This window comes from Nocardia sp. NBC_00565 (assembly GCF_036345915.1).
GTDB lineage: Bacteria > Actinomycetota > Actinomycetes > Mycobacteriales > Mycobacteriaceae > Nocardia.
In genome coordinates, this window is record NZ_CP107785.1 from 8,939,996 (window position 1) to 8,959,237 (window position 19,242).

Genomic DNA, 19,242 nt, shown 5'->3' on the forward strand with positions numbered 1-19,242 from the left:
TGATTCGGCCGAACGCGCAGACCTGTGTGGGCGTGTGGCGGGTGCGTTGTGATTCGGCCGGGGCGGGTGCGGGGTGGGGGCCGGGTGGTGGCGTTGTGGTGTCAGGATTGGCCTGCGGTGACTGCGGCGGCGGTGGCGGGGGTGTCTGCGACGCGGCCGGTGGCGGTGCTTGTCGCCAATCGGGTGGTGGAGTGTTCGGTGTTGGCGCGGGCCGAGGGGGTGGGGCGTGGGCTGACGAAGCGGGAGGCGCAGTCGCGGTGCCCGAATTTGTATGTGGCGCAGGCGGATACGGATCGGGATGCGCGGCTGTTCGAACCGGTGGTCGCGGCCATCGACGCGACGGTGCCAGGGGTGGAGGTGTTGCGGCCGGGGCTGCTGGTGCTCGGTGCGCGGGGCGCGGCGCGGTTCTTCGGGTCCGAGGAGGCGGCGGCGGAGCGGCTCGTCGACGCGGCGGCCGCGGTCGGGGTGGAGGTACAGATCGGTATCGCCGACGAGTTGTCCACGGCGGTGATCGCGGCGCGTTTCGCCGCGATCGTGCCGTCCGGTGCGGGGGCGCGGTTCCTGGCGCCGCTGCCGGTGCGTGAACTCGCCCTCGAACCCAGTCTGGCCGCGCCGGAACGCACCGACCTGGTAGATCTGCTGCACCGCTTGGGATTACGGCGGATCGGCGACTTCGCCGCGCTGACCTCGACGGAGGTCGGCTCGCGCTTCGGCGCCGACGCCGTGCTCGCACACCGCTGCGCGCGGGCCGTGCCGGAGCGCCCGCCCTCCGCGCGTCGTCCACCGAAGGATCTGGCGGTGCAGTACCCCTGCGATCCGCCGATCGACCGGGTCGATGCCGCCGCCTTCGCGGGCCGCATGCTCGCCACCCAACTGCACACCGCACTGTCCGAAGCGTCGGTGGCCTGCACCCGGCTCTCGGTGTTCGCGGAAACCGCGGCGGGCGAACAGCTCTCGCGCATCTGGCGGTGCGCCGAGCCGCTGACTCCGGAGGGCACCGCAGACCGGGTGCGCTGGCAACTCGACGGCTGGCTCACCCGCCGCGATGGCACCCGCCCCACCGCGCCGATCACCCTGCTGCGCCTGGAACCCGTCGAAGTGGTGGCGGCGGGTGCGCTGCAATTGGGTCTGTGGGGCGGTGTCGGCGCGGAGCAGGAGCGGGCCCGCCGCGCGTTGATCCGGGTGCAGAGCCTGCTCGGCGGCGAGGCGGTCCGGGTCGGCGTGCTCAGCGGCGGCCGCGGCCCCGCCGAACGCATCACCATGGTCGCGCTCGGCGACGAGCCGATTCCGGCCGCCGACCCGGCCCTACCCTGGCCCGGCCGCCTGCCCCGGCCCGCACCCGCGGTGATCCTGGTGAACCGTCCAGTGGTGTACCTGGAGGCCGCCGACGGAACCCCGGTGCAGGTCACCGACCGCGGCCTGTTCACCGCGGATCCGACCCTGCTGCGCTGGGGCAGCAAGCAGTGGAAACTCGCGGGCTGGGCAGGCCCGTGGCCGGTGGACGAATACTGGTGGACCCCGAAATCCGGCGCACTCTCCGCCGGGGTCGCGGCCCGCATCCAGGTGCAACTCGACGGTGAACCCGCCGATGTCCGCGTCTTGCTGCTCATCTACAACAACGAAACGTGGCGCGCCGAGGGGCTCTACGACTGACCCGCGGCGAGTGTGCGACCCAGCCCCGATGTGCGATCGGGCTGTCGCATATCCAATGGGCGTGCAACTTGTGCGTGGAGATCACTGGATATACGACGACGGGATCTGGCCGTTTATGAGCGGCGAGACCACACCATCGCGAGGGTGAACGGGTGCCCTCGCAGCTCGGCCCACTTGGGTTTGGCCGCGATCCACGCGTCATCCACCAGCGCCTCGGCCATCTCGGTGAGCACCCACCCCGCCGCCAATGCCGCCGACACCTGCTCGCTGATCAAGTGCAGATGTGTGCTGATCGCGACCGGGTCACCCGCCGCGGGCGTGTAGTGCGTCGGCATGCCGGTCACCATCATGAACTGCGGGTGATAGCTGATCGTGACGCAGGTGCCGCCGGGCGCGGCCAACCGCCAGGCCTCGGCATAGAAGGGCGTCAGGTCGTCCAGATGCTCATCGATCAGCGAGGAGATCACCAAATCATATGTGCCACTGGATAATCCGGTGTTCCGCACGTCAGCCTGAGTGAGTGTGATGTGTGTCCCGCGTTCGCGTGCCCGCGCCAGCATCCCCGCACTCACATCGACGCCATCGATGTGCCGAATCCCCCGTTCCCGCAACCATGCCCCGGTCCGCCCGGTCCCGCACCCGAGATCCGCGGCGCGGCGCACCCCGGCCCAGTCCGGGCGTCGCAACCGATCCAGCAGTGCGAGATCCATCTCGTCCATGACGGTCTGCTCGTAGGTCGGCGCCCACCCGTCGTATCCGGCGGCGACATCAACAGTGCGGTAGTTGCGGCGATCGAAGTCCGCGAAAGACGGCATAGCCGCAGTTTGCCCAGACCCATCGGCATCCGCCAGACAATTTCGGCTGGGATGCTCGGTGATTGCGGAGCGGGTGGGGCTGGTGGGGCGGATGGGAAGTGATGCGCGCGACAAGTCAGGGGTGGGTCCTCGGCGACGCCGGTAACCTCGGAAATCGTGGATCTCACGGTGACCAGGGCTGCGTTCGACGGCGTGCAGATCGCCTACCGGGATTCCGTGGCGGGCGAGGGCACGCCGGTGGTGCTGGTGCACGGTATGGGCGGGGACGGGCATACCTGGGATCGGTTCGCGCATACGTTGGTGCAGGCGGGTCGGCGGGTCATCATTCCCGATCTGCGCGGGCACGGCCGCAGTGCGCACACCGAGTCGTATCTGTTCGCCGAATTCGGCGCCGACGTGCTGAACCTGTGCGACCGACTGGAGCTGGCCTCGGTTGATCTGGTCGGGCATTCGCTGGGCGGTTATGCGGTCTCCTGCGTCGCGCAGGAGCGGCCCGAGCTGGTGCGGCGCCTGGTCATCGAGGAGTGCCCGATGCCGCTGCGCTCGGGCGACGAAGAGATGAAGCTGACCAGTCGCTTCCCGACGGTTCCCGAGCTCTGGCACGCCACCACCAGCCTGATCCGGCATCCGCGCGCGGTGCTGGCCTTCGATCGCGCCATGACGCGGACCGCGCTCGAACAGTTCCGCAAGCCGAATCCGGAGTGGTGGGACCGGCTCTCCGATATCACCGCCGCCACCCTGGTGCTGCGCGGCGGCCCCGGCGGCATGGTCGATCCGGAGAAGCTGGCGATCCTGCGCACCGCCATCCCGGACTGCGCTGTGACCGCCTTCTCCTGCGGCCACAGCATCCACCGCGACCGCTATCGCGAATTCGAGGCCACCGTGCTGCCGTTCCTCGCGAACTGAGCCCACCCCGCCGGCTGCTGGATTCCGCGGTGTGGGCCACGGTCCCGAGTCGGCGGATTCTAGAGTGAAACGATGTCCGCGCTAGACCGTCCGGTCCTGTTCTTTCCCGATGAGCAGTCGTTCCGCGACTGGCTCCTGGACAACCATGCCTCGGTGGACGGGGTCTGGCTGCGCTTCGCCAAGAAGGGCTCCGGACACGTTTCGCTGAACGCCGCCGTCGGCTATTTGCTCGCCGACGCCGAGAAACCCGAGACCCGGGCGCGGCGCATCGAGAAGTTCGTGCGGCAGTTCGCCGACGGACAGACATTGGGCTGATGACCGGCTTCGCGGGGATGCTCTGCTCGGCGGCGGCCGCGGTCGATGTGCCGTTGTCCGGCACGGCGACTCGGGTGACCGGATGGTTGTGCGTCGAGCAGCCGGGCGCGTGGGGGCGGGACGTGATCGGTGACGAAGTGCTCGGCCAGGAGATCACCGCCGAACTCGCCGCTCGCACATCCGCCGCGGGGGTCCGTCCGACGCTGATCCGGCGACCGGGCCGCACCGAATTCACCGGTGCCCGAACGGTTCTCATCGCCAGCTCGCGCCAGCAGGGCGCTTGGTGTGAACGGCTGGAGATCACCGATCTCGGGCAGCTGCTGGATCTGGATCTGGATCTGCTGAACGGCCCACCGCCGGGAATCGGTGCGCCCGTGCGTGATCCGCTGATCCTGGTGTGCGCGCACGGGAAACGCGACCAATGCTGCGCGCTGTTCGGCCGCCCGATCGCCGCGAATCTGGCCGCGGACTATCCGGATCAGGTCTGGGAGTGCTCGCACACCGGCGGTCATCGTTTCGCTCCGGCCATGGTGCTGTTGCCCTCCGGCCTGACCTACGGCCGTGTCGATACCGTGGCCGCCATCGCGGCGGTCGAAGCTGTGCGTCGCGACGCGGTCTCGCTGTCCGGGCTGCGCGGCCGCAGTGCGTACCGGCCGATCGAGCAGGTTGCCGAACTCGCGGTCCGCGAACAGGTTTCGGCGGGTATCGACGATCTCACCGTGCACCTCGAATCCGACTCCACCGCAACAGATCCCACCCTCGCAGGCACCGCGGTGGTAGCCCATCGCGACGGCCGCCGCTGGCGCGTGACCGCCCGCACCGTCGGATTCCCACCCCGCCAGGCCAGTTGCGGTGCCGCCCCGAAGCCCGTAACCGCGATCGTCGCCGATCAGATTCAGCCGCTGACCGCGGGGTGACCGCGCCGGTCGGTAGGTCCTGGGCTGAGCGACGAGCGGGACATGGCTGCGGCGGCTTCTCGATGAATGCCGCAGCCGTGTCCCGCTCGCGGCGACCGTTATCGCCCCCTGCGGGATAAGGTCGCTGGTTTACCAGTGGGTGCCGGGGACCCAGCGGGCGGCGCGGCGCAAGGCGGTGCCGGTGAGGCGGCGGGCGGTGGACTTGTGGTGTGGTTCGCGTTGTGGGACAGGGGGTTCCGCGGGCTCGTCGTCGGCGGCGTCCACCTGCTCGCCCTTGGCGGCGGGGGAGTCGGGCAGGGCCCGGTAGTAGCGGTGCAGGATGCGGTCGCGGATCTTCGGGGTGAGCAGTGCGCCGTATTCGGCGAATGTGCCCAGCGGGACATCGATGCGCTTGGGCCGCTCGCTCAGTGCGCGCACGATGGTGGCCGCGGCCCATTCGGGGGATTCCGATGGGCCCTGATCGCCACTCGGGGTGATCATCGGGGTGCGCACCAGCGGCATGTGGATGGTGGTGAAAGTGACTCCGTCGGCCATGGTTTCGATCGCGGCCACCTCGGTGAACTTATCCAGCGCCGCCTTGCTGGCGAGGTAGGCGGAGAAGCGCGGCGTGGCCACCTGCACCCCCGCGCTGCTGATGTTGACGATGTGGCCGAATTTGCGCTCGCGCATCTGCGGCAGCAGCGCCAGCGTCAGCCGCAGCGCGCCGAAGTAGTTGACCGCCATGGTGCGTTCGAAATCGTGCAGCCGGTCGGTGGAACGGTGGATGGCGCGGCGGATCGAGCGGCCCGCGTTGTTCACCAGCATGTCGACGTGACCGTGCTCGTCCAGGATGGTCTTGACGGCATGGTCGACGGAGTCGGAATCGGTTACGTCACATTGGTACCCGTAGGCGGTGCCGCCCTCGACCCGGATCTCCTCGACCACGGTCGCGAGCTCGTCGGCGCGGCGGGCGAGCAGGAAGACGACGGCGCCCTTGTCCGCGACGGCCAGCGCGGCGGCCCGGCCGATGCCGGAGGACGCGCCGGTGATGAGCACATGCCGTCCCGTGAGGTCGCGGTTGCGGCGGTTGCGCCGGAGCTGCTGGTCGGCGTCGTCAGCGGAAGCTCGGGTCATCGCTGCTCCTTTGCAGGTCGAGGTTGGCATGAACTTACTCTGAAGTAAGTTTACCTGCCAAGTGTGCTTCGTCACGTCGGGCGTTCGAATCGGGGGCGCGCCGAGCCGTTCGAACCGGTCTCGAATCCATCGAACATATGTGCGATACTCTGCGCATGGCGGACGATCGGATGGCGGAAATCTTTGCCGCGGTGCGGCTCTCCGGCAGTGATCCGGAGGCGGCGCGGCGAATGCTGGAGGAACTGTGGGACGAGCTCGGCGACGGTGGAGATCCATTGCAGCGCTGTGTGATTGCGCATCACCTTGCCGATCTGCAAGACACGGCCGAAGGCGCGCTGCGCTGGGACCAGCGCGCGCTGGCCGCGGTCTTCGGCCCCGGCGTTCCGCTCGACGAGGGGTTGCGCGGATTCCTGCCCTCGCTCTACCTCAACCTCGCCGACAGCCACCGCCGCGTGGGTGATTTCGATGTGGCCTACATGCAGCTGACGATCGCCCGCGGTCACCTCGACGTCCTCGCCAACGACGCCTACGGCGCCGTGATCCGCTCCAGCCTGGACAAGGTCGAGGCCGCGTTGGCCGAGAAGTCGACGGAGTCGCTCCCGACCTACTGATTCGAAATTCGGAGTTCGTGCCATCGGCGGACAGGTCTTGCCCGCCGATGGCACAAACCGCAGATGCAACGAAGTCGAGTGTTCCGATCTCGTCGTCATCAAATGCGGCCCGCATACCTGCCGTATCCGTGCCGCCAGGGCAGATCGCGTTCGCGCGAATGCCCTCGGACGCGAGCGGCCCTCGAGGGCGAGGTGACGTTCGCCCGGATCGAAGTAGCGCCCTTCAGCCCGAGGAGTTCGGTACTACCTTCGGGACGGGTAGTCGCCGACCTGCCCAGCTTTCCGGCTCGGCTCGGTCCTCTATCGCGCGGTGAACCGGCCGATGCCTGCCGGAGGCGATCGAATTGCGGGGGTCGGCGTGTGCCTGCGGTACTCGGAAATGGAAGTGGTAATGGTGACACCGGGCCGATATCCTGTGCATATTGTGGGGAGGCTGACCATGGACGATGCTCTGCAAATACCGCATCTGAGAGCCACCGCAGACTTGGAACTCCGCCCGTGGTCGTTGTCTGCGGCAGACCTCGAGCTTGTTAGGGAAGCCTCTGCCGACGACCTGATTCCTATAACCACGGTGCCGGCGACCTTCTCGCGCAAGGCCGCAACGCGGTTTGTCGAACGCCAGTGGCAACGAGCGACCGATCGAACGGGATACCCGATGGTGATCGTCCGGCGACGGGACAACACACCACTGGGAAGTATCGACCTGTGGTTGAAGGACATCGACGAAGGCCGCGCATCGCTCGGCTACTGGGTGGTCCGCTCTGCCCGCGGCCATGGCGTCGCCGCGCATGCTCTGGCGGCAATGGCTACCTGGGCGCTGGAAGAGCTGCATATCCCACGGCTCCAGCTCTATGTGGAACCTTGGAACCGCGCTTCGATCCGCACTGCGGAGAGAGCCGGTTTCGAATGCGAAGGGCTCCTCAGATCGTGGCAGAAGGTCGGCAATCGACGCCGCGACATGTTCATGTACGCGCGCCTGGCAACGGGAACCCTCGCCGAGGCGGATCGGGTTTGCACTGGTTAGACCTCAATGACCGGTTGCCGGCGGTCGCGGGTAATCGTGAACCGATATCACTGCTGGCACAGTGTTCGATAGGCCCCGGCGGTGCCGGGGTACTCGCCTCGTGGTCGACCTCCACGGCCTCGCTTGTAAAATTAGTTAAAATTAGTCGAGACTATGCTTGATCTGCGTTTGTACGCACAGCCAGTGGATAAATCCGCTCGAAAACATCTGATGAATCGCTCACCCTCTCTATGAGAGGACCGTCCGATGGGTTTTGCAGAGATGCGCCGGTTCCGGCGTGATCCGTTGGGTTTCCTCGAGAATCTGCGCCGGACCAGCCCGGTAGAGGTGTTCGGGCTGCCGTGGGGCGGGTGGTGTGTCGGCGATACGGGTCTGGCGCTGACGGTGTTGAGTGACCGCGCTTTCAATGCGGGGAAGTCCGGGTTCTTCGGTTCTATGCTGCCTTCGCGGTCTGCTCAGGTCGATTTCGGCCGCGCGGTGCGCGCGATTCTGCGGACGCATACGCCCGAGTATCGCGAGTCCCTGGCGGCGGCGGTGATCGAAATGCCCTCCGTCACCCGCTGGCCCGCAGCGGGGGTCGAGCTGGTGTATCGGTGCACCGCGGACGTGTTGCTGCACCCTGATGGTTCTCCCGAGTTGCGGCAGTTACTGGAGCGAAATGCACGCGTGGGCGCGCTTCGCCCGGCCCGAATGGCGCAGCGGGCGCGGGCGCAGCTGCTGCGCGCCAAGCTGTCCACCGCGCTGAACGAGCAGATCCGGGACCGGCGCAGCGCCACCGGCCGCACTGCGGAAGCCGAACCACGGGATCTGCTCGATGCCGTGATCGGTGCCTGTCCCGACGGCGTCGCCGATACAACGGTGGCGCAGCTGTATGTGCTGATGTTCCGGTCCATTGTGGGACCGCTGGGCTACTCGCTCGCGTGGTCGGTGCTGCTGGGCAGTCTCCACTCTCCCGGCTCACCATGGCCTTGGCCCGTCGACTGGGTGGTACGTGAGGCCCTGCGGCACCGGCCGGTCTCCTGGATGGTCAGCCGTCCCGTCCCCTATCCCGCCGAATTCGGGGGGATCGCCTTCCAGACCGGCGACCTGCTGTCCGTCAGCCCCTATCTGCTCCATCACGACAACAAACACTGGACCAGACCAGGGGCATTCCAACCCGACCGCTGGATTCGACCGAGCGAACACGGCCCATTTGTGCCCTTCAGTTCCGGCCCCTTCACCTGCGCCGGCGCCGCGGTCGCCCACGATCTGGTCACCGATGCAGCCACCACCCTCATCGAGAACACCTCTCTGCGCGTCATCGGCGGCGGTGATACCCGCCCGATCGTGACCAATGCCGCGACCCCCAGGCCGTTCACCCTGCGGCGTACCCCACAAGCCCTGTCCGCGCCCGACCGAGCCCCAGGAAGGAGGTGACATCATGATCAAGGCATTGCGGTTCATCATCACCAACAAGCCGACCCGTACCTGGAACCCCGCTCAATACGGATGATTCTGCTACCGGCTGGATGGCTCGACCAACGCCAACCAGCTCCCGGTCATCGGTGGCGCCCCGATGACATCGCCTTTCCACCGGGGTCTTTGGAGTGGATGAAACGTCCCGAGATCCCAACCTGTATGGCGGGGATTCGGGGACACCATCGTGGTGGGGGGTGATCGCACCCGCGTGCGGACGTGTCGCAGCAGCGGGTCCGGTCCGGCGAACGCGGTCTTGAACACCTCACCGCGAAAGCACGGGCCGTTGTCCGACACCACCGCGATCGGCGCGGGCGCCATGCCGAGCACCTCCCCGCACGGCCCGAGGACCTCGGTCAGCCCACGATCGGCACGCAGGTCGTCCAAGTCGAGGATCCGCTCGGCCTCGGTGACAGCGAGCCGCAGGCAGGCCAGCGCGTCGGCACCGCGGGCCGTCGGAGTCACGGTGATGGCCAGGCAGTATTTCGTCGCGTAGTCGATGACCGCGCAGATCCGCCAGATGCCGCCATCGCTGGTTTCGAATTCGCTGAAATCGGTTTGCCAGACTCGATTGCGTTGTGTCGGTGGATCGTGGAACACCTTGCGCCGCAGCATCGCCCACGACTTACGGTCCGCCCGATAGCCCTGCGGCAGCAACAGTCCGCGCCGCCGCAGTGCCCGCTGCACCGTCGAAGTCGAGACCTCGTAGCCGTCGGCGCGCATCAGCGCCGCGATCTTGCGATGCCCCCACGCCGGCCATTCCTCGGCGTATTTCGCCGCAATCGGTTCGAACCGGTCGACCTTCGGCGCGGGCCGCGTGATCTCGCCACAGACCGGCTCCTTCCTGGTTCGATGTGCCCGGAGCGTAAACCGAGCAACCCTGCCAGAAAGTTTGACTCGCTAGATTGAGATCAATGGGAACGTATGTTCGAATTGATGGAGGTGATGTGTCATGGGTTGGAGCAATGGCCCGCCGACGTGGGCTGAGATGGAGCGGGTGTTGTCCGGGCGACCGGGCCGAACGAATCCGGACGCGATGTATCCGGGCGACGGCGGCGACAGTCCGGCGTGGTCGCGCAAGCGCGGAGAGTATCGGGCCGACGAACCGGTCGAACCGGTCGATGGACCGGTGGTGCCTTACGCGGAGTTGCACGCGCACTCCGCGTATAGCTTCCTGGACGGCGCGAGTCAGCCGGAGGAACTGGTGGAGGAGGCGGTGCGGCTCGGCCTGGAGGCGATTGCGCTCACCGACCACGACGGCTTCTACGGGACCGTGCGCTTCGCCGAGGCGGCGAGGGAATGGGGGATGCCGACGGTCTTCGGGGCGGAGTTGTCACTCGGATCGCAGGGTGTCTCGGATTCGATGCCCCGCACCGGTTCGCCGGATCCGGCCGGCCCACATCTGCTGGTGCTCGCCCGCGGCCAAGAGGGCTACCGCCGACTCTCCCGCGAGATCGCCGCCGCGCATATGGCCGCGGGCGAGAAGGGCATCCTGCGCTACGACCTGGACGCACTCACCGCGGCCGCGGGCGGGCACTGGCACATCCTGACCGGTTGCCGCAAAGGCCATGTGCGCCAAGCCCTCGACCGCGACCTGCAGGCGGGCGATACCCGTCTCGGGCAGGCGGAGGCCGCGCTGCGCGAGCTGACCGAGCGCTTCGGTGCCGACCGGGTGCACGTGGAACTCACCCATCACGGCATCCCCGAGGACGACGAACGCAACGCCCACCTCCTCGCCCTCGCCGACCGGCTCGATCTGCCCGTATCGGCCACCACCGGAGCGCATTTCGCCACACCCGCGCAGCGCCGCCGCGCCATGGCGCTCGCGGCCATCCGGGCGCGGCAGAGCCTCGATGACATCGCGGGCTGGCTGGCCCCGACCGGTGGCGCGCACCTGCGTTCCGGCGCGGAGATGGCGCAGCTGTTCGCCACTTGCCCGCAGGCGGTGGCGAACGCGGTGACGCTCGCCCGCGAGTGCGCCTTCGATCTGAAGTTGATCGCACCGAAGCTGCCGCCGTTCGATGTGCCCGCCGGACACGACGAGGCGTCCTGGCTGCGCGCGCTCACCCTCGGGGGCGCGGCCGAGCGCTACGGCCCGCCGGCGGGAAATCCCGAGGCGTATCGGCAGATCGAGCACGAACTCGCGATCATCGACCAGATGAAGTTCCCCGGCTATTTCCTGGTGGTGCACGACATCGTCAGCTTCTGCAAGGACAACGACATCCTGTGCCAGGGCCGGGGTTCGGCGGCCAATTCCGCCGTCTGCTACGCGATCGGCATTACCAATGTCGACCCGGTCGCCGCCGAGCTGTTGTTCGAACGGTTCCTCGCCCCGGAGCGCGACGGCCCGCCCGATATCGACATCGATATCGAATCCGATCGCCGCGAGGAGGCGATCCAGCACGTCTACACCAAATACGGCCGCACGCACGCCGCCCAGGTGGCGAATGTGATCACCTATCGCGGCAAGTCCGCGGTCCGCGATGCCGCACGCGCACTGGGCTTTTCGCCGGGGCAGCAGGATGCCTGGAGTAAACAGGTGAGTGAGCGCAGCGAGCGAACCAAAGGCACAGCGCCTCCGGCGAACGGCGTAGCCGAGCGTCAGCGAGGCGAAGCGGTGAGTGAGCGCAGCGAGCGAACCAAAGGCACAGCGCCTCCGGCGAACGGCGTAGCCGAGCGTCAGCGAGGCGAAGCCGTGAGCCGCTGGACCGGCGTCGGCGCTGAGATCGGCACCGATATTCCCGCGGAGGTGCTGGAGCTGGCCACCGAGATCGAGGGGCTGCCAAGGCATCTCGGCATCCATTCCGGTGGCATGGTGATCTGCGACCGGCCCATCGCCGATGTCTGCCCGGTCGAGTGGGCGCGTATGCCCGGACGCAGCGTGCTGCAGTGGGACAAAGACGATTGCGCCGCTATTGACCTGGTGAAATTCGACCTGCTCGGTCTCGGCATGCTCTCCGCGCTGCACTACATGATCGATATGGTGCGCGAGCACGAGGGCAAGAAGGTCGAGCTGCACAAGTTGGATCTCAAGGAAGCCGCTGTCTACGAGATGCTCTCGCGCGCCGATTCGGTGGGGGTGTTCCAGGTGGAGTCGCGAGCGCAGATGGCCACGCTGCCCCGGCTGAAACCGCGGAACTTCTACGACCTGGTGGTGGAGGTGGCACTGATCCGCCCCGGCCCGATCCAGGGCGGCTCGGTGCATCCCTATATTCGCCGCCGCAACGGCAAAGAGGAGGCGCACTATGACCATGACGCGCTGAAGAATTCGCTGAAACGCACCCTCGGTGTGCCGCTGTTCCAGGAACAGCTCATGCAGATGGCCATCGACGTCGCCGGTTTCACCGCCGCCGAGGCCGATCAGCTACGCCGCGCCATGGGTTCCAAACGTTCACCGGAGCGGATGGAGCGCCTCAAGGGTCGGCTGTATCGAGGTATGCGCGATCTGCACGGCATTACCGGCGAGGTTGCCGACCGCATCTACGAGAAGCTGTACGCCTTCGCGAATTTCGGCTTCCCGGAAAGCCATTCGCAGAGTTTCGCCTCGATCGTGTTCTATTCGGCCTGGTTCAAACTGCATCATCCGGCGGCCTTCTGCGCCGGGCTGCTGCGCGCCCAGCCAATGGGCTTCTACTCCCCGCAATCCCTGGTCGCCGATGCCCGCAGGCACGGAGTGCTGGTGCACGGCCCGGATATCAATGCCAGCCGCGCCGAACCCACGCTCGAAAACCAGGGTGCCGAAGTACGTCTCGGTCTTGCGACGGTCCGTCACATCGGCACCGACCTCGCCGAACGCATCAGCGCCGCCCGCGCGGACGACCCGTATACCTCGTTCGTCGACTTGACCGGACGCGTGGAGCTCACCGTCGCCCAAGCCGAATCCCTCGCCACCGCAGGCGCTTTGAGCTGTCTCGGGATAACCCGCCGCGAGGCATTGTGGGCGGCGGGCGCCGCGGCGGGCGAACGGCCCGACCGCCTCCCCGGCACCGGCGCCGCCACCACCGCCCCCGCTCTGCCCGGTATGAGCGAGCTCGAACTGGCCGCCGCCGACGTCTGGGCCACCGGTGTCTCCCCGGGCAGTTACCCCACCGAATTCCTCCGCCCGCAACTGGATGCGCTCGGCGTCATCCCCGCCGCCGGACTGCTCGACGTGCCCGATGGCTCCCGCGTGCTGGTCGGCGGCGCCGTCACGCACCGCCAACGCCCCGCCACCGCCTCCGGCGTCACCTTCCTCAACCTGGAAGATGAAACCGGCATGGTGAATGTCGTCTGTTCGGTAGGTCTTTGGGTCCGCTACCGCCGCCTGGCCCAAAGCGCCTCCGCACTCCTGATTCGCGGCCGCGTCCAGAACGCCGAGGGTGCGGTCAGCGTCGTCGCCGAACACCTCCAACGCATGGACCTGCGCGTCGACTCGAAGTCCCGCGATTTCCGGTGAGCTCGTGGCTTCCGTTGCGGCTCAGAATATTCCGTTTGGATTGACGGCGTGCTCCGGGACCGGCTGGATGACATCCCAGTGTTCGACGAGCTTTCCGTCGTCGAGTCGGAAGATGTCCATGATCGCCAGCCCGCGCTGGCCGGGCTCGCGGATGCCGTGGACCTGGGCGCTCACGTAGTCACCCTCCGCGACAAGGCGTTTCACCTCGACGCGGAGCTTCGGAAAGGCCTGCTTCAGGTGGGTCAGGCGGGCGAGGAGTCCGTCGAGGCCGTCGGCGATCTCCGGGTTGTGCTGGACGTATCGGTCGCCGATGAACGCGGCGACGGCGTCGAGATCCTTGGTGTTGAAGGCGGTTTCGTAGAAGGCGCGCACGGTCTGCTTGTTCGCTTCCGTGCCGGGTGTTGCCATGGGGGAACCTCCATAAATGAACAGCTGTAGCGCTACGACTGTAGCGCTACAGTCGTATGGGTACAATCCCCGTATGGATTCCGATTCGACCACCCAGCGCGGTCGCAATCCGCGCGGTCAGGGTGGACGGCTGCGGGGCGAGATCATCGCCGCCACCGAGCGCATGCTCGACGAACTCGGCGACGATCAGGCACTGTCCATGCGTGCGGTGGCGCGCGAAATCGGCAGCGCCGCAACGTCGGTCTACCTGCACTTCGCCGATCGGGACGCGCTCGTGCTCGCCACCCTCGAGCAGAGTCACCGCGATCTGCTGCGGGCGATCGATGAGGCGGAGGCGGGCAACGCGGACCCCGTGGTCCGACTGCGCGCTCGCACCCGGGTTCTCGGCGCCTGGGCCCACCGGCATCCCGGCCTCTACAAGGTGCTGCACGAGAGCACTCTCAATCAGCGCGTGGCCATGCCGTTCAAACAGGAACTGACCGAGCGCACGACCACCGCGATCCAGCGCTGCATGGACGCCGGCCTCGTGCCCGCCGACGACGCGGCCGCGGTCACCCTCGATCTGCGGGCCGCGGTGCACGGCGCGGTGTCGATGCGGCTCAACCAGCCGGATCAACCGTGGCCGCAGCTCGACGAGCAGATCGAGCGATTCCTGGTGAAACTGGTCGGGGTGCCATCGGTTTCGTGACCGAATTCACCACAGCGGCTACCCTGCGTCCATGCGGAAGCTTGCTGTTCTGGTGATCGGCCTGCTCGGTGTGACATTGCTGGTCGGCTGTGGTGATGACAACGACAAATCCGGCTCCGGCCGATCGGATATGGCGACCGTCGCGCCGATGGCGCCGCCACCGAGTCTGCGCGAGGGATCTCCGGCGAAGGGCGATACCAGCGGGGACACCGTCCAGACGCGCAAGGAGGTCATTACCGGCAGCGTCGATATCACCGCAGGGGATCCGATCAAGGCGGCCGGTCAGGTGACCGATCAGGTGCGCGAGGTCGGCGGTCGGGTCGACAGCCGCACCGAGCAGCCGGGGACCGACGACACCGACCCGCAGGCCACGCTCACCGTGCGGGTGCCTGCGGATAAGACGGACAAGTTCATCGATGGCCTCGGCGGGGTCGGCCGGATCACCCGGATGAGCACCAATCGCGACGATGTCACCATGCAGTGGGAGGACCTGGACGCCAGGATCAAGGCGCTGCAGGCGTCGGTCGACCGGTTGCGGACGCTCATCGCGGGCGCCACCAATACGGCCGATCTCATCGCCGCCGAGCAGGCGTTGTCGAGCCGTCAGGGCCAACTCGACAGTCTCACCGCCCAGAAGCGGCATCTCGACGATCAGGTCGCGCTGTCCACTCTCACCATCGACATCACCAGCGAGGACAAAAAGTCCGACGAGGGGCCGTCGAATTTCTGGGACGGCATCGTCTCCGGCTGGCACTCGCTGGTGGATTGGCTGCAGGACGCGGTGGTGTTCACCGGTAAGGCGATTCCGTGGCTCGGGTTCGTCGTGGTGATCGGCGCGGTGGTGTGGGGGATCATGCGGGTGGTACGGCGGGCTGGTCGGAAGGGCGCGGCCACGGGTTCGGAAGAATCGGCCTCGGAAGGCGCGGTTCCGGCCGAGGTCGGTGCGGCGACCGAAAGTGCTGCGGGCGAGAAAGGCACTGTGGCCGAGAAAGGCGCTGTGGCTACGAAAAGCGCTGAGAAGACAGGAGATACGGGTGCCGCCGACGGTGGTGCGGGCAACGATCAAACCGAACAGCCGTAAGGGCCCGCTCGTCGAAACCCTCGACGACGGCACCCTGCAGCTGTACGTCCGTGCCCCGGCCGTGGAAGGCAAGGCCAACAAGGCTGCCATCGAACTCCTGGCCGAGCACTACGGCGTCCCCAAATCCGCCGTCCGCCTCGCCGCGGGCGCGACCTCGCGTTTCAAACGCTTCGAAGTCGAACTCTGAACCTGCACAACCGGTTACACGGCACCGGAGAAGCCGAATTGCCGCCACGCCTCGTAGACGGTGACGGCGGCGGCATTGGAGAGATTCATCGAGCGACGGCCCGGCAGCATCGGAATGCGCAGCTGCTCGGTGACATGCGGATCATCGAGTACTTCCGCGGGCAACCCCGTCGGTTCGGTGCCGAACAGCAGCACATCCCCTTCGCGATAGGCCACATCCGTATACCGAGTAGTCGCCTGCGTCGTGAACGCGAATACCCGCTCGGGCCGCACCGCCGCCCACGCCGCCGCGAGATCCTTGTGCACCGTCACCGAGGCCAGATCGTGGTAATCCAACCCCGCCCGCCGCAACTTCGCCTCCGAAAGATCGAACCCCAACGGCTCGACCAAATGCAGCTCACACCCGGTACCGGCAACCAGTCGAATCGCATTGCCGGTATTCCCGGGTATGGCCGGCTCGTGGAACATCAGATGGAACACAACGCATCAGCTTGTCATGTCCGGGAATGCGCTACTTCGCCGGACGCTCCGGTAGGGCGCATGCCATGCCGTCGGCCATACCGGTCGGGCGCACGCCGAGGCCCTGGTTGAGGCGGGCGCGCTCGTTTTCCCAGGCGATGGTGGCGACCAGCTCGGCCAATTGCGTCTTCGACAGCCGCGTCAGCAGTTCGGTGCGCAGGTCTTCGATGCCGATCGCCGGCGTGGCCGTCATCGCTTCGGCGAAGGAGATGACGAGCTTTTCCAGGTCGGTGTAGGCGTCGCTGGTTCGGTAGCGCGGCAGGTCGGCGAGCTGCTGTTCGGTGAGGCCGCTCGAACGAGCCAGCGCGGAGCCGATATCCAGGCAGAATTCGCAGTTGATCAGGCCCGCCGTCTTCAATTCGGCCAACTCTTTGAGCTTCGGATCCAGCCGATTGCTGAACAGCAATGCCGACTCGTACCCGATCGTGCCGAACAGGACCAGCGGCCGTCGCCTCAGCCACCCGAACAGATCGGACCGGTTCCGCTTCGCCTGCCGTACCGCCTGTGTGTAATGCCGAATCCGGGTAATGGCTCGCATCGTCCGTACCCCCTTGTGCCGGAATGATCTCTCCCCATCGAAACTACGCTGCGTAGTAGTCGAGGGCAATGCCTGATTTCGTATGGCGCGACCGGGTGAAACATCTGGTGAGACAGCAGTCCGGCGTGGCAGCTCGGCGACAAGGTGCGCCGATGCCGCGCACTGGTGTCAGCGGCCGCACGTCGTCTGCAAGAATCGGGGCGTGACCGACGTGGAGTCCTCTGCCGCCGAGCGGCAGTCCGGCAGGAGCAGCCTGGGTGGGCAGTTCTTGCGCTGTCACCTGCCAATGGTGGTCGTGACGGCGGTCGTCGTGCTCGCGGTTGTCTTCGTCGCCTGGGACCGGTGGCGTCGCGGCGCGCTGTTCTTCGGCGGTGCGACCCTGCTCGCGGCCACCTTCCGGCTCTGCCTGCCGACGGCTCGGGTCGGGTTGCTCGCGGTTCGCAGCAAACCTTTCGACGTCGCCACGCTGAGCCTGCTCGGCACCGCCATCGTCTTCATCGCCGCCACCATCAACACCCTCGGCATCGGCTGAGACGCAACGACTTTCGCCGGGGCCCGCGGTGCCGAAGCTGCTGGGCCGCGCTAGTTGTGGCAGGTGTCCCGGTCGTTGTAGAGCAGTAGCTGCGTGACCTTGGCATCGGCGGGCATGTTCCGGTAGATGCCGAGGAAGCCATAGTGTGCGCCGTGGTCGGGGACCGCGGCGGAGCTCCAGTTGTAGCCGATCTCGAGGGTCGGATAGGCCGCGCGGACTTCGTCGACGGTGGAGCCGACGCCGATGCCCTCGGGGGTGCGAGCCGGAAGTTTGCCGGGCATGATCGCGACTATTTCACCGTTGTTGGTGAAGCCCTGCCAGCCCGCGCGTGCGGTGTATCGGCCGCAGCCGGGCGGATCGTTGGTGTCGTCGAAGGCGGCGATTTCCCCGGTGGCCTCGGCCTCGGTGCGGTTCATCCCGAGTCGCAGCTTGCCGAAGCCGAGCGGGCCGAGGACGGTCGGCGCCGGTGACGCCGTGGTCGACACTGCTGCCGGGCTGGGCGCAGCAGGCTCGTCCGAGCACGCGATGGCGCCGGTGAATGCCGTGCCCAGCAGTGCGAACGTCAAAGTGGCACGATGAAAACGCATGGTCTTACCCCCAATTTCGTCCATAGACCGGAATGCTCGCCGACTCGAGCGGCGCGATGTCGGCTCAGTCTGCACATCGGCGACTCTCCAGTCAATGCGGCATTCGTAGGCCCAGGTGCATCCTATGCGCCACCGTCCGTCCTCGGGGTCGGCTGAGGCGCAACGACTTTCACCGAGCTAATCGCCGGAATGCGGTTGCGTCACCACGCGCGCATCTCGCAGCTGCACGCCGTCGACCCCGCCATGGTCATCGACGGTGATGCGGAAGATCGCCAACAATGGTGGCGGTCGTGGCAGCGCTGGCCGGTATCGGCGTCGGCACCGTTTCGGCGCTCGACCCGGCGGTTGGGAGGCGGCAACCCCCCGGCGGATCGACGCGCCGCAACGGACGGATTTTGTGGCGAATCCATCACGCATACGCGCCATCTCGGCCGGAAAAGCCCGACGCATCGTGGCGGCGACGCGCCGGGCCAGCCGGTTGGTATTCGATTGTCCCCGAACGGATTCGGGTCAGCGCGCCGCGGCGACCGCGCGCCGCCCACGCCCGCCGTGCAACTGCCGAGCCGCACTCGGCGTGACCGTCTCCAGTCGGGTCGGCGGCTCACCCCTCAGATGCTGTTCCAGGATCTGACCCGCCATCGGCGCGATCAATGGTGCCGCGATGATCAGTCCGAACGAGTTGAACCTGGCCGCACCCCACACGATGATCTTGGCGGCCGGTCGGACCAGCAGATCGATGATTCCCCAGCGGTCGAACCGGCCGAGTTTGCGCATCCACTTCGGCAGCGTGGCAACCGAAGCCAGTGACAGCAACCGGCTGCCGAGGGCGTAGCTGATCCCGGCGCCGTTGCGCGGCGAGGTCCACAGCAGATGGTGCATGCCCGCTTCGGCGCGCTCGGAGGTGCACAGGCGCGGGCGGACCCTCGCGAAGTACGCACGCACCTCCTCGCGCGAGCGCGGCACCTCCTCCGGCTTGCAGGTCTGCAACTCGGCGGCGATCGCGCACTCCTGCCAGTAGCGCGCCTCGTCCTGCGGGCTGAGCGGGCCCGGCCCGAACATCTCGTACGCCTTGAGCACCGAATGCCAGCCGGTGATGTGGATCCACAGCTGGGTCTCGGGGCTGTTCGCGCTGTAGCGCTGACCGCTGATCGGTTCGATGCCGGTCATCGGGGCGTGCACCTGCATCAGATGTTCCGATGCCTGGATGGCGGTGCGGCTGTCGGCGATGGCGACCAGCAGGAAGTAGGAGAAGGTGTGGTCGAGGCGGCTGCGCGGGTCGGTGTAGATGCCCTGCGAGTCGGCGACGGCCGCGGTCAGGAACGGATCGAAGTGCTCGAGGACCACCGCGCGCTGGAAGCCGATCACGGCGGTCGGCGCGGTCCAGATCTTCCAACTGGGCGAATCCGGGCCGAAGAATCCGTAGTCGTCCCGGCGAAGAGTGGTCGGATCGAAGGCCATC

The 19,242-nt window shown here is 67.2% G+C and carries 20 protein-coding genes; 12 read left to right on the forward strand and 8 right to left on the reverse strand.

The window, feature by feature from the left end:
• Positions 1-66 precede the first annotated feature (66 nt).
• Positions 67-1,653 carry a DNA polymerase Y family protein gene (locus OG874_RS40850; RefSeq protein WP_330257627.1) on the forward strand — a complete coding sequence of 529 codons (1,587 nt, stop codon included), beginning with the start codon at positions 67-69 and terminating at the stop codon, positions 1,651-1,653.
• Between the two features lie 113 nt (positions 1,654-1,766).
• On the opposite strand, the gene OG874_RS40855 is transcribed toward OG874_RS40850, so the two are convergent.
• A complete protein-coding gene (locus OG874_RS40855; RefSeq protein ID WP_330252370.1) occupies positions 1,767-2,468 on the reverse strand; it encodes a class I SAM-dependent DNA methyltransferase in 702 nt (233 codons plus the stop codon).
• Between the two features lie 156 nt (positions 2,469-2,624).
• Between OG874_RS40855 and OG874_RS40860 the strand changes: the two genes are divergently transcribed.
• The 3 genes from OG874_RS40860 (at position 2,625) to OG874_RS40870 (ending at position 4,606) form a co-directional block, all read left to right on the forward strand.
• Positions 2,625-3,374, forward strand: a complete 750-nt coding sequence (locus tag OG874_RS40860; protein ID WP_330252371.1) for an alpha/beta fold hydrolase — start codon at positions 2,625-2,627, stop codon at positions 3,372-3,374.
• A gap of 72 nt (positions 3,375-3,446) precedes the next feature.
• On the forward strand, positions 3,447-3,689 hold the full coding sequence (locus OG874_RS40865; protein WP_330252372.1) for a hypothetical protein: 243 nt from the start codon (positions 3,447-3,449) through the stop codon (positions 3,687-3,689).
• Positions 3,689-4,606, forward strand: a complete 918-nt coding sequence (locus OG874_RS40870) for a sucrase ferredoxin (protein WP_330252373.1) — start codon at positions 3,689-3,691, stop codon at positions 4,604-4,606. The genes OG874_RS40865 and OG874_RS40870 overlap by 1 nt, the downstream gene beginning before the upstream one ends.
• Before the next feature lie 129 nt (positions 4,607-4,735).
• Here the strand turns inward: OG874_RS40870 and OG874_RS40875 are convergent, their stop codons facing one another.
• Positions 4,736-5,719: an SDR family NAD(P)-dependent oxidoreductase gene (locus OG874_RS40875; protein ID WP_442943216.1), complete on the reverse strand. Its 984-nt coding sequence runs from the start codon at positions 5,717-5,719 to the stop codon at positions 4,736-4,738.
• Positions 5,720-5,874: 155 nt separating this feature from the next.
• Here OG874_RS40875 and OG874_RS40880 point away from each other — a divergent pair, with 155 nt between their 5' ends.
• The 3 genes from OG874_RS40880 to OG874_RS40890 all read left to right on the forward strand — a co-directional run bounded on the left by OG874_RS40880 (position 5,875) and on the right by OG874_RS40890 (position 8,770).
• Positions 5,875-6,330, forward strand: a complete 456-nt coding sequence (locus OG874_RS40880) for a hypothetical protein (protein WP_330252374.1) — start codon at positions 5,875-5,877, stop codon at positions 6,328-6,330.
• Between the two features lie 439 nt (positions 6,331-6,769).
• Positions 6,770-7,354 (forward strand): GNAT family N-acetyltransferase, encoded by a 585-nt coding sequence (locus OG874_RS40885; RefSeq protein WP_330252375.1) that lies wholly within the window; start codon positions 6,770-6,772, stop codon positions 7,352-7,354.
• A 246-nt stretch (positions 7,355-7,600) separates the two neighbouring features.
• A complete protein-coding gene (locus tag OG874_RS40890) occupies positions 7,601-8,770 on the forward strand; it encodes a cytochrome P450 (protein ID WP_330252376.1) in 1,170 nt (389 codons plus the stop codon).
• Between the two features lie 81 nt (positions 8,771-8,851).
• Here the strand turns inward: OG874_RS40890 and OG874_RS40895 are convergent, their stop codons facing one another.
• Positions 8,852-9,532, reverse strand: coding sequence for a transposase family protein (locus OG874_RS40895; protein WP_330252377.1), 681 nt, complete (start codon positions 9,530-9,532; stop codon positions 8,852-8,854).
• A gap of 229 nt (positions 9,533-9,761) precedes the next feature.
• On the opposite strand from OG874_RS40895, the gene OG874_RS40900 reads away from it, so the two are divergent.
• Positions 9,762-13,244, forward strand: coding sequence for an error-prone DNA polymerase (locus OG874_RS40900; protein WP_330252378.1), 3,483 nt, complete (start codon positions 9,762-9,764; stop codon positions 13,242-13,244).
• A 21-nt stretch (positions 13,245-13,265) separates the two neighbouring features.
• Here OG874_RS40900 and OG874_RS40905 read toward each other — a convergent pair whose 3' ends face one another.
• The gene (locus OG874_RS40905; protein ID WP_330252379.1) at positions 13,266-13,652 is read right to left on the reverse strand and encodes a nuclear transport factor 2 family protein; all 387 of its coding nucleotides are present in this window, start codon (positions 13,650-13,652) and stop codon (positions 13,266-13,268) included.
• A gap of 73 nt (positions 13,653-13,725) precedes the next feature.
• On the opposite strand from OG874_RS40905, the gene OG874_RS40910 reads away from it, so the two are divergent.
• The 3 genes from OG874_RS40910 to OG874_RS40920 are packed head-to-tail and all read left to right on the forward strand — an operon-like array spanning position 13,726 to position 15,608.
• Positions 13,726-14,340, forward strand: a complete 615-nt coding sequence (locus OG874_RS40910; protein WP_330252380.1) for a TetR/AcrR family transcriptional regulator — start codon at positions 13,726-13,728, stop codon at positions 14,338-14,340.
• A gap of 31 nt (positions 14,341-14,371) precedes the next feature.
• Positions 14,372-15,421 (forward strand): DUF4349 domain-containing protein, encoded by a 1,050-nt coding sequence (locus OG874_RS40915; protein WP_330252381.1) that lies wholly within the window; start codon positions 14,372-14,374, stop codon positions 15,419-15,421.
• The gene (locus OG874_RS40920; RefSeq protein ID WP_330252382.1) at positions 15,375-15,608 is read left to right on the forward strand and encodes a DUF167 domain-containing protein; all 234 of its coding nucleotides are present in this window, start codon (positions 15,375-15,377) and stop codon (positions 15,606-15,608) included. Before OG874_RS40915 ends, OG874_RS40920 begins: the two co-directional genes overlap by 47 nt.
• A 14-nt stretch (positions 15,609-15,622) precedes the next feature.
• Here the strand turns inward: OG874_RS40920 and OG874_RS40925 are convergent, their stop codons facing one another.
• Together OG874_RS40925 and OG874_RS40930 are read right to left on the reverse strand one after the other, a co-directional pair.
• Entirely contained in the window at positions 15,623-16,087 is a 465-nt protein-coding gene (locus OG874_RS40925) for a tRNA (cytidine(34)-2'-O)-methyltransferase (RefSeq protein ID WP_330252383.1), read from the reverse strand.
• 31 nt (positions 16,088-16,118) lie between these two features.
• The gene (locus tag OG874_RS40930; RefSeq protein ID WP_330252384.1) at positions 16,119-16,664 is read right to left on the reverse strand and encodes a carboxymuconolactone decarboxylase family protein; all 546 of its coding nucleotides are present in this window, start codon (positions 16,662-16,664) and stop codon (positions 16,119-16,121) included.
• 286 nt (positions 16,665-16,950) lie between these two features.
• Between OG874_RS40930 and OG874_RS40935 the strand changes: the two genes are divergently transcribed.
• Positions 16,951-17,196, forward strand: coding sequence for a DUF3017 domain-containing protein (locus OG874_RS40935; RefSeq protein WP_330257628.1), 246 nt, complete (start codon positions 16,951-16,953; stop codon positions 17,194-17,196).
• Positions 17,197-17,246: 50 nt separating this feature from the next.
• Here OG874_RS40935 and OG874_RS40940 read toward each other — a convergent pair whose 3' ends face one another.
• The gene (locus OG874_RS40940; RefSeq protein ID WP_330252385.1) at positions 17,247-17,807 is read right to left on the reverse strand and encodes a hypothetical protein; all 561 of its coding nucleotides are present in this window, start codon (positions 17,805-17,807) and stop codon (positions 17,247-17,249) included.
• A gap of 486 nt (positions 17,808-18,293) precedes the next feature.
• On the reverse strand, positions 18,294-19,241 hold the full coding sequence (locus tag OG874_RS40945) for an oxygenase MpaB family protein (RefSeq protein WP_330252386.1): 948 nt from the start codon (positions 19,239-19,241) through the stop codon (positions 18,294-18,296).
• Position 19,242 lies beyond the last annotated feature (1 nt).